16 protein-coding genes are annotated in these 15,150 nt (G+C 62.5%); 6 read left to right on the forward strand and 10 right to left on the reverse strand.

The annotated features are described in order from the left end of the window. Nucleotides 1-7: 7 nt before the first annotated feature. From F1609_RS00405 to F1609_RS00415, 3 genes are read left to right on the forward strand one after another with little or no spacing between them, the layout of a single operon-like run. Nucleotides 8-943 carry a GDP-mannose 4,6-dehydratase gene (locus F1609_RS00405; protein ID WP_370661579.1) on the forward strand — a complete coding sequence of 312 codons (936 nt, stop codon included), beginning with the start codon at nt 8-10 and terminating at the stop codon, nt 941-943. Further along, nucleotides 940-2,088, forward strand: coding sequence for a glycosyltransferase family 4 protein (locus tag F1609_RS00410; protein WP_370661580.1), 1,149 nt, complete (start codon nt 940-942; stop codon nt 2,086-2,088). The genes F1609_RS00405 and F1609_RS00410 overlap by 4 nt, the downstream gene beginning before the upstream one ends. A 31-nt stretch (nt 2,089-2,119) precedes the next feature. Then, on the forward strand, nt 2,120-3,265 hold the full coding sequence (locus F1609_RS00415; RefSeq protein WP_167073594.1) for a glycosyltransferase family 4 protein: 1,146 nt from the start codon (nt 2,120-2,122) through the stop codon (nt 3,263-3,265). Nucleotides 3,266-3,315: 50 nt separating this feature from the next. On the opposite strand, the gene F1609_RS00420 is transcribed toward F1609_RS00415, so the two are convergent. Continuing rightward, complete coding sequence (locus tag F1609_RS00420) at nt 3,316-4,326, reverse strand: Rpn family recombination-promoting nuclease/putative transposase (RefSeq protein ID WP_167073596.1); 1,011 nt, start codon at nt 4,324-4,326, stop codon at nt 3,316-3,318. A 205-nt stretch (nt 4,327-4,531) separates the two neighbouring features. Between F1609_RS00420 and F1609_RS00425 the strand changes: the two genes are divergently transcribed. Further along, nucleotides 4,532-5,317, forward strand: a complete 786-nt coding sequence (locus F1609_RS00425) for a substrate-binding periplasmic protein (protein ID WP_167073598.1) — start codon at nt 4,532-4,534, stop codon at nt 5,315-5,317. Nucleotides 5,318-5,365: 48 nt separating this feature from the next. On the opposite strand, the gene F1609_RS00430 is transcribed toward F1609_RS00425, so the two are convergent. The 8 genes from F1609_RS00430 to F1609_RS00465 form a co-directional block, all read right to left on the reverse strand. Then, a complete protein-coding gene (locus F1609_RS00430; protein WP_167073600.1) occupies nt 5,366-6,406 on the reverse strand; it encodes an RNA methyltransferase in 1,041 nt (346 codons plus the stop codon). Between the two features lie 75 nt (nt 6,407-6,481). Then, nucleotides 6,482-7,444 (reverse strand): hypothetical protein, encoded by a 963-nt coding sequence (locus tag F1609_RS00435; RefSeq protein WP_167073602.1) that lies wholly within the window; start codon nt 7,442-7,444, stop codon nt 6,482-6,484. Nucleotides 7,445-7,522: 78 nt separating this feature from the next. Continuing rightward, nucleotides 7,523-8,287: a hypothetical protein gene (locus F1609_RS00440; protein ID WP_167073604.1), complete on the reverse strand. Its 765-nt coding sequence runs from the start codon at nt 8,285-8,287 to the stop codon at nt 7,523-7,525. A gap of 37 nt (nt 8,288-8,324) precedes the next feature. Further along, nucleotides 8,325-8,858: a hypothetical protein gene (locus tag F1609_RS00445; RefSeq protein ID WP_167073606.1), complete on the reverse strand. Its 534-nt coding sequence runs from the start codon at nt 8,856-8,858 to the stop codon at nt 8,325-8,327. Next, complete coding sequence (locus tag F1609_RS00450) at nt 8,855-9,736, reverse strand: CsgG/HfaB family protein (protein WP_167073608.1); 882 nt, start codon at nt 9,734-9,736, stop codon at nt 8,855-8,857. The genes F1609_RS00445 and F1609_RS00450 overlap by 4 nt, the downstream gene beginning before the upstream one ends. Continuing rightward, nucleotides 9,733-10,164: a curli assembly protein CsgF gene (locus F1609_RS00455; RefSeq protein WP_167073610.1), complete on the reverse strand. Its 432-nt coding sequence runs from the start codon at nt 10,162-10,164 to the stop codon at nt 9,733-9,735. Before F1609_RS00455 ends, F1609_RS00450 begins: the two co-directional genes overlap by 4 nt. A gap of 48 nt (nt 10,165-10,212) precedes the next feature. Continuing rightward, nucleotides 10,213-10,671, reverse strand: a complete 459-nt coding sequence (locus tag F1609_RS00460) for a CsgE family curli-type amyloid fiber assembly protein (RefSeq protein ID WP_167073612.1) — start codon at nt 10,669-10,671, stop codon at nt 10,213-10,215. A 338-nt stretch (nt 10,672-11,009) separates the two neighbouring features. Further along, complete coding sequence (locus F1609_RS00465) at nt 11,010-12,128, reverse strand: PEP-CTERM sorting domain-containing protein (RefSeq protein ID WP_167073615.1); 1,119 nt, start codon at nt 12,126-12,128, stop codon at nt 11,010-11,012. 271 nt (nt 12,129-12,399) lie between these two features. Here F1609_RS00465 and F1609_RS00470 point away from each other — a divergent pair, with 271 nt between their 5' ends. After that, a complete protein-coding gene (locus F1609_RS00470; RefSeq protein WP_167073617.1) occupies nt 12,400-12,684 on the forward strand; it encodes a hypothetical protein in 285 nt (94 codons plus the stop codon). Between the two features lie 479 nt (nt 12,685-13,163). Here the strand turns inward: F1609_RS00470 and F1609_RS00475 are convergent, their stop codons facing one another. Then, nucleotides 13,164-13,406: a helix-turn-helix domain-containing protein gene (locus tag F1609_RS00475; RefSeq protein ID WP_167073619.1), complete on the reverse strand. Its 243-nt coding sequence runs from the start codon at nt 13,404-13,406 to the stop codon at nt 13,164-13,166. 195 nt (nt 13,407-13,601) lie between these two features. Between F1609_RS00475 and F1609_RS00480 the strand changes: the two genes are divergently transcribed. Next, complete coding sequence (locus F1609_RS00480; RefSeq protein WP_167073622.1) at nt 13,602-14,276, forward strand: hypothetical protein; 675 nt, start codon at nt 13,602-13,604, stop codon at nt 14,274-14,276. The last annotated feature ends 874 nt before the right edge of the window (nt 14,277-15,150 follow it).

Here is a 15,150-nt window from a genome sequence, read left to right on the forward strand (position 1 = left end):
GACGGCCATGGTCACGGAAACGTCCCCCGCCCCTGGCGTCGAAGGGCAGGGCAAGCGTGCCCTGATCACCGGCCTGCACGGCTTCACGGGGCGCTACGTGGCGCGCGAACTGGCCGCCGCCGGCTACCGCGTGTTCGGTACCGTGGTGCCGGGCCATGGCGACAGTCCCCTTGACGCCGATGTGTTCGCGGTCGACCTGCTCGACCGCGCCGGCGTGGCCGCCATGGTCGAACAGGTGCAGCCCGATGTCGTGGTGCACCTGGCCGGCATCGCGTTCGTGGCGCATGCCAACGCCGAACTGATTTACCGCGTCAACATCGTCGGCACCCGTCACCTGCTCGAAGCGCTGGCCGCCCAGCGCCAGGCGCCATCGGCGGTGCTGCTGGCGTCGTCGGCGAATGTTTACGGCAACGCCAGCGTCGGCCAGATCGACGAGTCGCTCGCGCCCGCGCCGGCCAACGATTACGCCGTCAGCAAGCTGGCCATGGAACACATGGCCCAGTTGTGGAGCGACAAGCTGCCGGTCATCATCGCGCGGCCATTCAACTATACCGGTGTCGGCCAGGACGAGAACTTCCTGCTGCCGAAGATCGTTTCCCATTTCCGCAAGGCCGCGCCCGTGATCGAACTGGGCAACCAGGCCATCGCGCGCGATTTTTCCGATGTGCGCATGGTGGCGTCCAGCTACCGCCGCCTGTTGGTGGCTGATGTGGCCGGCCAGGCCTTCAATATCTGTTCCGGCCAGGCGCACTCGCTGGGCGACGTCATCGCGCTGATGGCGTCGATTGCCGGCTACAAGATCGAAGTGAAGGTCAACCCGGCCTTCGTGCGCGCCAAGGATGTGCTGGTCCTGATGGGCAACAATGAAAAACTGCGCGGCGCGATCGGTGGCCTGTCCCCGATTCCGCTGGCGGACACGCTGCGCTGGATGTATCAAGCGTGATCCCGCCAGGCGTGAGCCGCCTGCGCGTCGGCCTGGGAACGACCATGATCGAACCGGGCCTGACCGGCGGCCGGCTGGACGGGATCGGCGTGTACACCCAGGCGCTGCTGCGGCACTTGCCGCAGGCCGGCTGCGATGTGGCCGCGTATTCGTATCCGCCTGCGCGCGGCGACGCCAGCGCGATCAGCGTGGGGCAGGCCATGCCGCAATCGTTTGAAGCGGCCAGCCTGACCGACCTGCTCACGCCGCACGCGCACCGGGTGCACATGCCGGCCGATCTGTTTCACGCGACCGATTACCGCATCGTGCGCATGGATTGCCCGGTGGTGGCGACCCTGCACGATGCGCTGCCGATCAAGTATCCGCAGTGGTGCAGCCCCGGCATGCGGCGCGCCAAGAACTGGATGCAGCAAAAAGCCGCGCGCAAGGCACAACATGTGATCGCGGTGTCGAACTTTGCGATCGGTGAACTGGTCGAATGCTTCGGGGTCGATGAAAAGCGCATCAGCGTGGTGCCCAACGGCGTCGACGCGGCGTGGCTGCAAGCACCCGATGCGGCGGCCGTGGCGCACACCTTGCTCGAGAACGGCCTGCGCGCGGGCTATTTTCTGTTTGTCGGTACTTTGCAGCCGCGCAAGAACGTCGAGCGCCTGCTGAGTGCCTATCTGAGTTTGCCGGACGCCTTGCGCGCCGAGCGCCAGCTGGTCATCGTTGGCGGCGCCGGCTGGCGCTGCGACGAACTGATCGCGCGCATCGCGGCGGCGCGGCACGATGGCGAGCAGGTGGTGTGGCTGAACCAGCTGACCGGCGCCGACGGCCTGCGCCATGTGTATGCGGGCGCGGGGGTGTTTGTGTTTCCTTCCCTGTATGAAGGTTTCGGTATTCCCGTGGTCGAGGCATTTGCGTCGGGGGTGCCGGTGGTGGCCTCGAACAGCAGTTCCTTGCCGGAAGTAACCCGGGGCGCGGCGCTCGACGTCGATCCGGGCAACACCGGCGAGATCGCCGCGGCGATGCAGGCGCTGGCGCGCGACGACGCGCTGCGGCAGCAATGCATTGCGGCGGGCCGCGCTCGCGCAGCCCAGTTGACCTGGCACGACACCGCGCTGCAGACCGCCGCCGTGTATCGTGCCGTCCTTTCCCAATAATCCGACGTCGTCCTTTGCCATTTGCGAAACTATGCGTGTCCTACATTTCTATAAAACCTATTTCCCGGAATCGGTGGGCGGCGTCGAGCAGGTCATCCGGCAAATGTGCGTCGGCACCGGCCGCCTCGGCGTGCGCAATGAAGTGCTGACCCTGACCCGCCAGAAAGAACGGCGCGACGTCGAGTTCGAAGGCCACAAGGTACGCCTGCTGCCGCTCGACTTCGAGATTTCGTCGACCGGGTTTTCGGTGGCCGCGTTCCGCGAACTGGCGCGCATGGCGCAAGACGCCGACGTGGTGCATTACCACTTCCCGTGGCCCTTCATGGACCTGGCGCATTTTGTTTCGCGCATCAAGAAACCGAGCCTGGTGACCTATCACTCCGACATCGTGCGCCAGAAACAGTTGCTGCGCCTGTACCAGCCGCTCAAGCACCGCTTCTTGCAAAGCGTGGACACCATCGTCGCCACCTCGCCCAACTACATGGCGTCGTCGGCCGTGCTGGACCGTTATCGCGACAAGACGCGCGTGATCACCTACGGGCTGGACAAGACCATTTATCCGGAACCGGACCAGGCGCGCATGGACAAATGGCGCACCCAGATCGGCGAGCGTTTCTTTTTGTTCGTCGGGGTGCTGCGCTATTACAAGGGCCTGCATATTTTGCTCGACGCGGTCGCCAATACCGATTATCCGGTGGTGATCGTGGGTGCCGGTCCCATCGAGAACGAGCTCAAGGCGCACGCCGAACGGCTGGGCCTGACGCATGTGCTGTTCGTCGGCGCGCTCGACGAGGCCGACAAGGTGGCGCTGCTGACCCTGTGCTACGCGCTGGTGTTTCCGTCGCATTTGCGCTCGGAAGCGTTTGGCATTTCGCTGCTGGAAGGGGCTATGTACGGCAAGCCGATGATTTCGAGCGAGATCGGCACGGGCACGACGTATATCAATATCGATGCCGAAACGGGGCTGGTGGTGCCGCCGAGCGATCCGCAAGCGTTTGGCGAGGCCATGCGCAAGCTGTGGGACAACCCGGAGCTGGCGCAAGCGATGGGCAAGCGCGCCGAGGCGCGCTATTGGGAATTGTTTACCGCCGAGCAGATGGCCAAGAGCTACACCGCGCTGTATCACGAGCTGGTGGCGCGCCATGCAACGGTGGCGCTGGCGCAGGTGCAGGCTTAAGATTACCCGGCGGGCGGCTTGGCCGGGCCCGGCCAAGCAGGCCATACCGGCTAGGCCGGACCCGTTTGGGTCGACAACGCGTCGTCGCCGAATACCGCATCCAGGCCAGGCGCGTCGAGGCTGCGCCCGCACCAGTGTTCGAGCTGCGCCGCGGTCGCCTGGCCGATGCGCTGTGCAGCCGGCTCCGGCAGGCGACCAAAGCGCTTGCACAACAGGTGCGTGAGAACGCCACGCAGGGCGCTTAATTGCCCTTCTGTCCTGCCTTCTTCCCTTCCTTTTTCAGTTCCTCTCTGAAAGCCGATATCTTCGAACTCCTCGGCCCAGGTTGCATATTTGCGTCCCATGTCAGCAAACTCCTTTGCACTGTCAAACGTGAACGATGCCGGCTCGCCGCGCCGCTTCGCCAGGCACTCCAGCCATACTTCCACCGAGCGCATCAGGCTGGCCTGGGGCGCATCGGCAAACCAGGTGACCAGCGCGGGCAAGACCTTGTCTCTGACCGCGGGCGCGCCCGAAAGTTCCATCCGAAACAGCAGCGCCAGCAGGGTGGAATTAGCTTCCAGCGCCGCCGCGTCCAGGCGCTGCTGGTCGATCAGCAGGTAGCGCTGGGATGGCTGGAACGGCAGCAGTTCGGCCGGTGCTTCCATGAGCAGCTCGGACAAATTCCGGCTGGCGTTCCACTCCGGCACGCCGTTGTAGAGCACCAGCGGCAGCACCGGCGGCAACAGCAGGGGCGGCGACACCGCATGCTGCTTGACCAGCTTCTGACAGAGCAGGCCGACGTAGCTCTGCATGCGCAAGGCCATCCAGCGGTCCACGCCGGACTGGAATTCGAGCAGAATATAGACATACAGAGATTCTTCGCCGATGCGCACCCGCCAGACGATGTCGTTCTGGCGCGCCGCCGGACCGTCGCCCACGTAGACGGGATCGGCCGGCTCGAACGACGACAGCGCAATATTGTCGAAAAGCTTGAATGGCGTAAACATCGTGACCAGTTCACGCACCATCTCCGGGTGGGCGAACAGCGCACGGTAACCGAGGTCGTTATAGGCGGGCATGAGGCATTCTAGCCAGCGAATCCGCCCTGCTTTTGCGCTGCATCAGTCGTGCGCGCCGCCGCGGGAATGAAGCGCTTTGTGCGTACTGGGGCGGCCTGCAACAGGTTTTTTGTATCGACATCGCACAAATTCGTGCTCAGCAGCACGATTGCCGCCAAATCCCGGGAACTGGTATGCTTTGACGAAGGATTCGCAAAGGCCGGCCATGGTGAAGCAGTTATTACTTGTTGCGGGATTGCTGGCCGGGGCACATGGCCATGCCGGCTTGCCGGACGCGCCGCCGCAGCTCTTCATCACGACCGAACATGCGCCGCCGGCCATCATGGCGGAAGGCGAGCGCGTGCTGGGCTACTCCTCCGACAAGATCCACGAGATCATGGCGCGCACCGGGCTGACCTATTCGATTGACGTGTTGCCCTGGAAACGCGCGTATACCTCGGCCGTGCAGCGTCCCAACGGCTGCGTCTACGCAACCACGCGCACGCCCGAGCGCGAGGCATTGTTCAAATGGGTGGGACCGACCGACGAGGGCGCCTGGGTACTGCTGGGGCGGGCCGACCGCAACTATCAGCTGACCACCTTGGAAGATGCGCGCGGGCTACGCATCGGCACCTACAATGGCGATGTGCGCGACGATTATCTGCGCGCGCGCGGCTTTACGGTCGATCCGGCGCCGAGCGACCTGCTCAACCCGCAAAAGCTGCTGATGAACCGGATCGACCTGTGGGCCACCGGCCTGCGTCCCGGTGGCGGCATGCTCGAACAACACGGCTTTGCCGGCAAGATTGTTCCTGTCCTGATATTCAACCGGGTCAAGGGATATCTTGCCTGCAACCGCGCCGTGCCCGACGCGCTCATCGACAAGATGAACGCCGCGCTCGACGCCATGAACCGCGACGGGACTGCGCGCCGGATCGAGCGCAAGTACGACAACTGGACCCCGCGCAAGGCGGCCGACGGTGAGGGCGCGCAGGCCGCTCCGGCGCGCTGAAAGCGCCTTCGCGGGCCGGCGCCATCGCGAACGGGGCGAGCGAGACGGTCAGGGGCCGTCGGCGCGCTTGAGCGCAATGGTGCGGCGAGCCGGTGCCGCGGCGCGGGCGCGCAATTGCCCGCAGCCGCCGTCGACATCTTGTCCGGCCGAATCGCGCAGCTTGGTCAGCACCCCGCGCTGATGCAAGGTGGCGGCGATGGCGCGCGCGCTCTCCCAGCTGGGCCGCTTGAAGGCCAGGTCCGGGATGGTGTTGTACGGAATCATGTTCAGCACCGCGTACTTGCCTTTTAACAGGCGCACGATGCCGTCGATTTCGTCGTCCCCATCATTCACGCCGTCGAGCAAGGTCCACTGATACTGCACCGGATAGCCGGTCAGGCGCGCATACGCTTCCCCCGCCTCGACCAGTTGCTCGGGCGTGATGCGCGGCGCGCGCGGCAGCAACTGCTCGCGCAAGGCAGGCTTGGTGGTGTGCAGCGACAAAGCCAGTGCAGGTTTGACCACGCCGTGCGCCAAACGTTCAAACACGCGCGCATCGCCGACGGTCGACAACACCAGGTTCTTGTGCCCGATATTGCCTTCCGTGCCGAGCAGCTCGATGGCTTCGAGCACATTGTCGAGATTGTGGGCCGGCTCGCCCATGCCCATGAACACCACTTTTTTGACCAGGCGCTGGGTACGCGCCAGCACTACCTGGGCGATGATTTCGCCGCTGCTGACCTGGCGGATCAAGCCTTCGCGCCCGGTCATGCAGAACTGGCAGCCGACCGCGCAGCCGACCTGGCTCGACACGCACAGCCCGTCGCGCGGCAGCAGCACGCTTTCGACCGCCTGGCCATCGGCCAGCCCGACCAGCAAGCGGGCCGAGCCATCTTCGCCCGGATGCGAGGAAATCAGACGCGCCATGCCGTGCAGCTCGGCGTCGAGCGCGGGCAGGGCAGTGCGTACGCCAAGCGGCAGGAAATCGTTGGGACGGCGCCGTCCCTGGTCGTAGGGGCGGCCCTGGACCCAGTCGCGCAGGATGCGTTGTTCGTGCAAGGGCAGGGCGCCCAGGGCGCGCAGGCGCTGGCGGATCGTTGTAAGTTGCATCGCGCTATTTTATTGCATAACGCGATGCACAGGAGCGGTGACGATGGCCCGCTTGCCCGCGCCGCCGCGCGGCCATCAGTACTGCACGATGCCCGACTGGTTATTGCTGCCGTTCTGGGTCAGGCTCGCGGTATAGCCGTTGCCGGTTTGAATGATCGACGACACGTTGGCCAGCGAATTGTTGGCATTGGTGCCGGTCTGGAACACGGTCGCCTTGTTGGCCAGGCCGTCCTGGGTCACTTGCGACTGGTTGGCGTTGGCATTCTGGGTCAGCGTGGTCAGGTTGTTATTGCCTTTCTGATTGATGGCGCTCAGGTTCTTGTTACCCGACTGGTCGGTCAGCGCATTGTTGCCCGTGCCGTTTTGGGCGATGGTCGAGTTGACGTTGTTGGCGTCCTTTTGGGTCGCCTTGACGTTATTGCCGGTGCCGGACTGGTTGACCGTCACGCCGGCATACGCGGTTTGCGACTGCGACACCGTCACGCCGTTGTTCACGCCGTTCTGGGTCACATACGCACCCTGGTTGGCGGAGTTGAGCTGGTTGACGGCCAGCTTGTTGTCGCTACCGGTCTGCTTGGCCAGGATCTCGAAGTCGGTCACACCCTGCTGGTCGAGCGTGGCGCTGTTTTTCTGGCCATTTTGCGACAGCGCGGCATTCGCCTTGCTGGCGCTGTTCTGACGCACCGTGGCAGTATTCTGATTGCCGGTTTGCGCCAGCGATGCCGTCGTCGTCAACGCCTTTTCCTGGCGGATGCCAGCGTTGTTCTGGTTGCCCTGCTGGGCGATCGAGGCGCTGATATCCTTGTTGACCCCGATCTGGACAATGCCGCCGGTTTTCGCAGCAGCATCACCGGCCTTGTTGTTATCGCCGGTTTGCGAGATCGAGGCCTTGATCAGGCCGGTTGAATTTTGCTGCACCGTATAGGCGCTGTTGCCGGCGCCTTTCTGGGCGGTGACGGCGTTCAGTTCAGCCTGGGCCGAGGTAGCGGCAAAGGCCAGCGTCAGTGCGCTTGCCAGGGCGGATAAATGAAGTTTCATGAAATGCCTCCGAGAGTGGACGGGGTCAGGATGGATACGATTCAGCGACCCCGGTAGCTGAATACGGTCGATGCGCTGTCAGTACTGGTGCACGCCGGCGATGTTGGCAACGCCGGTCTGCGCCAGCGCCGCCATGAATCTGTCGCCGTCCGGGCTTGCGCCGCCCTGGTTGACGCTTGCCTTGTTGTGGCTGCCTGCCTGCAGGATGCCAGCGTCGTTGGCGCCCACGCTTTGGCTTTGCACGGCGGTATTATTGGTACCGTTCTGAACAATCGTGCTGTTGTTGTCGACGCCGTCCTGCTCGCTGCTGGCGCGATTGCCGGTGCCGCTTTGCCAGAGCGCCAGGTCGGTGCGCTCTGTGAAGAACTGGCTTGCCGCGGCCCGATTTGCGTGGCCCGACTGCTCGATGCGGACTTGGGAAAATGTGAGGTAATAGTGCTGCTGCAGCGCTGCCATATTGACGGTGCCGGTTTGGATCAGGCGCATGCCGGAGTAATGGCAACCTTCGCGCTGGGTTATGTCGGCCAGGTTGGCGCTGCCGCTTTGCACGGCCCCTAGCTGGGTATGGCCGGCATGGCTTTGCGCGAGCCGCGCGCTATTGCTTGCTCCGTCCTGCCCGAGGCGCGCCACGGTGTAATACACGACATCCTGCACCAGCGCGCCGCCGTTCGCATTGCCGCGCTGCTGCACGGCGGCGTTGGTGAACGTTTCCGCATCCTGCCGGATGCGGCTGGTATTGGCGTTGCCGGTCTGGCTGGCGACGACGCTGCGCTCCGCATGGGCCGGATCGGACCGCAACGAGACGACGCAGCTGACGGCGAGCGCGATGAACATGGTTTTCATGAAGGTGCTCCGGGAAAGAAAGGGCGGTGCGCTGCGTTCAGCGTCCCTGGTGCTGGATCAGCGTGGCGGTTTTTCCACTGCCCGACTGGCTTATGCGCGCGTTGCCTTCGCGCCCGTACTGCGCCACGCGCGCCGTGTTCAGGCTGCCGTGCTGGTCGACATCGGCGCGGTGGCCGATGCCATCCTGCACGATGCTGGCCTGGTTGTCCTGCCCCACCTGGGCGACGCTGGCGTGGTTGCCGTCGCCGCTTTGCAGCAAGTCCAGCGTGTTGGCGCTGCCTTCCTGCAGCAGCGTGGCGCGCTGCAGCGATCCGCGCTGCGCGACCTTGATGCGCTGGGCGGCGCCGGCCTGGACCCCATCGAACACGTGCTGCTGTCCGGACTGCTCGATGGCGGCGCCGTTACCCGTGCCTTGCTGGCGCAGTGCCAGCGCATGGCCTTGCGGCGCCGCGGCGGGCAGTTCGGACGGCGCCAGGTCGTTCGCACCCGTGCCCGCGCCCGCCAGGCTGGCCGCGCACAGGCTGGCCAGGGCGATCGCGGCGCGCCACCATGTGGTGAGCGGCGCGTTCATGGCTGCGCTCCGGCGCCGCTGGCGGCCTGTTTCGCCGGCGCGTACGGCGCCCGTTCGGCGAGGTAACGTTGCAGCACTGGATTGCTCCACTGCGACTCGTCCTGCAGCGCCCAGCTGCCTTCGCGCACGCCCTCGACGATCAGGTGGGCCACGCCGGCTTCGATCGCTTCGCTCACGCACAGCTGGGTCGGCTCGTTACGGGTCATGCCGCCTTCCAGCTCAAGTAAATTTTTCACATTCACGAACTTGAAGACGCTCGGATGGATCTCATACGAGTAGATGGTTTTGGTGGTCGAGACGCTTTGCAGGACTTGTCCGCCCCGAATATCGATGCTGCGCAGGTTCACCGTGACCTGGTCGACCCGGTACTGCGTGCTCATGCCGATGCCCAGGAAGCGCGCGCCGGCGCCACCGGTGCGCACATTGCTTTCGTAGGCAACGATGCCGCCCTCGATCAGCAGCGAGGCCGCCAGCAGCGGAGGAATCTGCACCGGCGCCGCATCGGCCGGCTGCGGCATTTCCAGCGCGCGCACGATCTTGCGTTCGGTCAGCAGGTTTTGCAGGTTCTCGCGTTCGACCGGAATGAACCAGCCCGATTCCTTGAGGGCCTTGACCAGCATCGACGAGGCGCCCTGCGTGACGGCGGTGGAGAACGAACTGTCCGGGGCCGGCTTGTACTGCCCGGTCTGGTCGCGGATGCCATAGACGGCCACGGCCACCTTGCCCTTAGGCGCGGGCAGGTTCAGCAGGTCGCGCGTGACCGGGGTGGCGGGCGCCAGCTGCGCCCCGGCCGTCACCGCCGACGGCGGATGGCGGAAGGTGCAGCCGGCCAGCAGGCTGGCGCTGGCGGCGGCGATGGCCCAGTGCCGGGCGTTCATTGCGCCACCTCGAAGGTGGTGGTGGCGCCGGTGGTCCTGTCGGTCGTGGTGATGCGCAACATGCCGCCGCCGAGGTCGATGACGGTGATGGTGAAGTTGGCGGTTGAAAACGTTCCAGGCACCAGCTTGCCATCTTGCCCCAGCAATTTCGAGGTGGCCGCCGAAGCGAGTTGACTTAGCACAGTGCGTTCGAGCGTTTGATTGAACTGTGCGAGCGGTGACTGGTCGAACAAGGAAGAGCCGCCCAGGCCCGAGCTCTCCTTGTGCTTGGTCGTTGCCGTTGCACTGGCCAGCAGGTTGGGACCGTTGGCGGGGTAGCCGCCGAACGACGGGTTGACCGGCTGATACACGAGTTCGGTCGCGCTGGCGCTGCCCGCCAGCAGGGCCAGGCACAGCGTGGCCGCGCGAGAAATGACAGGGAGGTACATGGCTGATTTCCTTACATATTCAGAGATACAGCGTGGATGGAGACAGCGTCAGAGTTCGTCGGGCGCCAGGTCGGCGTCGTTGATGCGCTTGCGTTCGGCATCGGCGTCCAGCACCGCTTGCCAGGTTCTTTCGACGGCGTCTTCGCTGAGCGATTTGATGGCCGCGCGGGCGGCGGGCAGGCGTGTTTCGAACACGCGGCGCTGGGCGAAGTCGATGCGCACTTCGCTGCCGCGTCGTGCCGACGGGCGCTCGACGATGGCAAGGGTAAAGCGTTCACTGCTTTCTTTTTCGCGCCATGCGGCGATGAAATACTGGCAGAAATCGTGACCGGCAACGGTGATGGCCTGGCTCGTGACGACCCCGCCGTCGGTGTCGGCAACAAGTGCGCGCCGCGCCTGGTGGATAGCGTCCGTCGCGTCTTGCGGCGCGGCGTGCCGGGCTGCCGCGCCGGGCACGCAGCCGAGCGACAGCGCGCACAGGGCGAGTAGATGGGTGGTCTTGGGCATACGGCCTCGCGGTTTGTTGTTCTTGTGTTGTGGCCAGAAAAATCGGTGATGACGGTGCTGATGAGATGTGAGTTTATCGAGCGAGACCCCGCTGGCTTTGATGGCTGTCAAAAATTCAAGGACCGGATGTCAAGCGCTTCGGCTTGCTAAAAATCAATACTGGCGCGTGGAAATTTGAACGGGACAGGAGCTGTCCCAAAAGAAAATCGCGCGGCCTTTTCAGGCGGCGCGATCACGGTGCGGAGAGGAGGCGACGATGGTGACCATGTAGGGCGGGCGGCAGGCTTGTGTTGGCCGGGCACCGTCGCGGGTCGGCGCTACCCGCCATGGAACGCGGATCAGCGTAGTGCACCGCGCCGGCGTGCAGCGTACAGGCCACACAAGGACAGCGCGGCCAGCGCGAGCATGTCCGGTTCCGGCACGGTGTTGCGGTCGGGCAGGGCGGCGCCTGCGATCAGGAAGATATCGCCGTAGCCGCCCGTGTCGCACGGACCGACCGGTCTGGCGTCGGCCAGGGTCGGGCCGGAAGCAGGTCCGCCGGTGCCGAAGCAGCCCATCCACACCTGCACCGAGAGCGTGTCGTAGCCGGCGCCTTCGAGTCCTTTCAGGTCGAGGCTCGGGATGTAATTGATGAATTCCACGGCGTTCGAGGCCTGGTTCGTGTTGATCAGCTGCCCGCCCGTGGGGCAGCTGCTGCCGTTCGGGGACGGGTACGATACGGTGTCGCTGACCACGCAGATTGCGCCGACCGTCAGCGCAAAGTCAAGCGAGCCTGGCGTCGTCACGCCGCTGCCGTTAAAGGTTTTGGTCGATTGAAACAGCGAAGGATCCTTGAAAATATCCAGGGCGTCTAGTTGCTGCGTTTCAAAATATTGGTTGGCCAGCGTGCCTGCGCTATCGCGTATCGTTACCAGCGCCCAGATCGGCAGGCTGGCGGTGCTGTTCTGCGGATTATTGAAGTCGAAAGCGATCATCATCTGGTGGTAATCGCCGTCGAAGGTCAGCTTGCTGTTGAGCGTGGACAGGCCCATGTCCCAGCTGAACGCGGTGTCGTTGGCCAGCGCGCCGTTGTTGGCGGGATCGTTGCTCTCGCCCGTGAAGAAGTAATCCTTCTGGCCGCCGTTGATGGTCGTGAAGCCATTTTCCGATGGCAGCGCCGCATCGCCATTGGCCAGGGTGGCGCCGCCGTTCGATGCGACCACGATCGCATCGTGCAGCGCGCCCTGTGCCGCGCTGAAGGTGTAGTCGCCCGTGAATCCGCCAGCGCCGCTGCCGGACAGGTAGTTCAGTACGCCGGTCGAACACGAGACAAAATTGCCGTAGGTCGCGCAGGCGGCGTTGGGCGAGGGGTAGGTGCTGGAGTAGCTTGGCAGCGGTCCTGCCAATACCGCGTTCGAGGCGCTGCCGGCCAATCCCAGCAACGCAAGTGCGGCGCAACGACGTGTGATCGAGTTCATTTCAGGCATCCCTTTGTGATTATTCTTATTGCATGGGCGAGCATGGATCGTGCCAGTTTCGTAACTCTTTGTTTTTACTGAGATCACAAAAAATATTGCCTGCTATATGTAAAAAATTCCGACAGGTAAGAAATATTTTCAATTTGAAATGGTTAATTGATGGGTAAACCGGCTGTCGTCTGCCTCGGCGAGGGAGGATGGAGGCCGCGCTGGCAGCATGGTAGAGTCCCTCATCATCCATTCATGGCGCCAGCCAGGCCCAACGGACCCAATGAGTACAAAGATCGATCAGCGTTCCCTGGTGGTCCTGCTTCAACATCCGCTGGCCGGATATCGCGACGTGCCCGCACCGGCACGCGAGGTGGTCATCGCCGGGTTAACGTGGGTTACCGATTCCTGGCCTTCGCTGGCAGTCTCATGGATCGAACAGGGGGTGCCGCTCGACCAGGAACTGGTCGACCTGTTGATCGAGATCGGACAGAAAAGCCGCTGGCCGCAGCCGCTCCGGCACAAGGCCAAGGCCCTGGTGCGCCGCTGGTGGCGTGAAGGGAGATAATTGATCGGCTGAGCGTGGGCCACCATCATGGTGGCCGGTATCGGCAGAGCGGCGCTGTTGTTGGCGCGCCGGCATGGCGCGCCTCAAGCACGCGCAGACAACAAAAAACCCGCGTTCTCAAGGCGAGAATCGCGGGTCAGTGGGCCTTGCTGTACTTGCTGAAGCTTGTTCTTTGGTGCCGGGAGCCGGAATCGAATTTCTACTCAAGACCCGCATGGATGCTCACTCTTGGCGTTTTTAAAAGTTCATATACCGGGAAAAATACCGCTAGAATGATCGGCTTGCTTAGTGTTGTTTTTCTGCACTCTTAGATGCTCGCGAAATCGGTCAGCGGGGTCCCGCAAGAACGTATAAGGGAAATCGCAAGCTTTTTGCGGTGCGCCGAACGCCGCACCTGAGCGACCATGGGTTGATGTCTGGAAGCCGGACGCAACGGCGAGACAAGAACGCATCTGTTCCTTTGCCTACAAGCGTAACTGTCAAAGTTTCGCAATGGTCATCAACTCCGCCAGCGTCATATTCAACGCGTCAGCGATGCGCACCAAATGCAGTAGCCCTGCATTTTGCTCCCCTCTCTCAATCGCCCCAAGATACGACCGATCAATGCCGCTAAGATGGGCGAGTTCTTCTTGGGAGACCCCACCGTTTCTTCGAGCCGCACGCACTGCCGCACCGAAAGCTACTAGCGCAGGCTCGTGGGTTTTCGGGGAGGCTATTGGCATGTTGCCATAGTCCCGCTATGATGCCAATCTTTCCACGGGTGATCTTCCCCATTTGGCTAGTGCGGCATTGCTTTTATCGAGGGGGTAGCAGTGAAGATTCGGTTGGAAGGATTCTTGACGGAACAGCGGTTAGTTGAGGCCTTAGACCTCATGCGAGCGCACGCGGGGTCCATCACGTGTTCGGTAAAGGGCGAATTGACCATCGTGCCCACAACATCGTCGCGCACGCCCGTCGACGCGGAGTTGAATGTCAGCGATGGAACCGACTCCCGCGCTTTTATTGTCTCCGATGATCGGCTAACTGACGGTCAAACGGAAGAAGACAGTTGGGATGGACCGCTCCCGGCTTACGTTAGTGGTGTTTTCGACAACAGTCAGGAAGCCCAAGCTCATCGGCTTGCCAGTCAACAGCGTGAGGAGCAGGATCGCTTAGCCTACATAGAGCGGCAGGCTCGCCAGAAGTCACTGCTCAGAGAACACGTCCGTGATAAAGAATTCTTCGGTCTTCTTGTCAAACGTGATGGGCCGGCATTAATTGACGCGCTTAACACAGAGATTGCAACGATTTGGCAACAAAATCAGCCCGTTTTCTTGCACGACTGTAAGCAGGGAAAAGCTGGTCAATTGCGGCCGATGCCACAGCTCGAACTACGGGGCACTACGGTCACCATTTACGGTTTTAATACGCTTGGAAGCACGCGCAAGATTCTCACCCCTCTCTCGCAGAAGGGTGGAAGCCTGGGCGTCGAACCATTGTGGTCTTATCCTGAATGGGTATTAGGCACTGTCCCACGACTTCGCGCAGTTATTGACGGGTTTGCGCTGCGGGCAGGGCTAGAACGATATGAGGAAAAAAAGGTCCCATCGTGATGATGTACCGTCAAAGACAGGTTCGTTACCTGCTGCTGTCTTTTTGCTTGCTCTCATCCACATCACCATGACTCGCTTTGCACCTCCGGCTGTATATAAATGCCCGTCGTGCGGGAGTCTCTTCACCTGGGCACGGTTCGCTTCATTTCGCCCTATGGGCGCGGGCACTACATGGTCAGATGGTGGCGAGGCAGAGAGCGGTTTGGTTGATATGTGCTCGGTTATAGGTTGCCCCGAATGTTCGATAATTTTGTGGACTGATGACTACGATCCTGTGGGAATTTTGCCCCGCAAGCCGCCTGAAGTTGGGCCTCTCGCGCGCGTGATCGCGAAGTGGAACGGGGATAAGCACGGCCACCTTAACGCCGAGCAGACGTGGCGCGATGTTCCGGCCGAGTGGAAAGTCGTAGAGCCTGGCAGGCCACTGCGGGAGCTCAGTGTGGATAGCAAGATAGAACTCGCGCATATGCTTAGCCACTCCCGCGGACTATTTCTACGGCGCCATCTTTGGTGGCTGAGTAACGATCATGAGCGTGTGCTCGATGACGGAACGCGTTGCAGGCGTGAGCCTGCGATGTCCAATACCGCACGTGAGGAAAACATGATGGCGCTCTTGGAATTGCTCGAAGCGAATGACCAGGCCCCAATTCTCCGCGTAGAACTCCTGCGGATGTTGGGCAGGTTCGATGAGGCAATCGCGCTTCTGAAGCACACGGCAAATCCAATAGGTCGGCTTGTTGGGAAAAACCTTGAAATCCAATCCTGGATATTGGACAGTGATAGAAATCTAAAAGTAACACGGTCAAACAGCTAAAAGTCCTCGCCAGCGGACCCGAAGCGTGAAATATCTAGGTTTTAAACCAGTGCTATCGAA

Source organism: Massilia aquatica (genome assembly GCF_011682045.1).
GTDB lineage: Bacteria > Pseudomonadota > Gammaproteobacteria > Burkholderiales > Burkholderiaceae_D > Telluria_A > Telluria_A aquatica.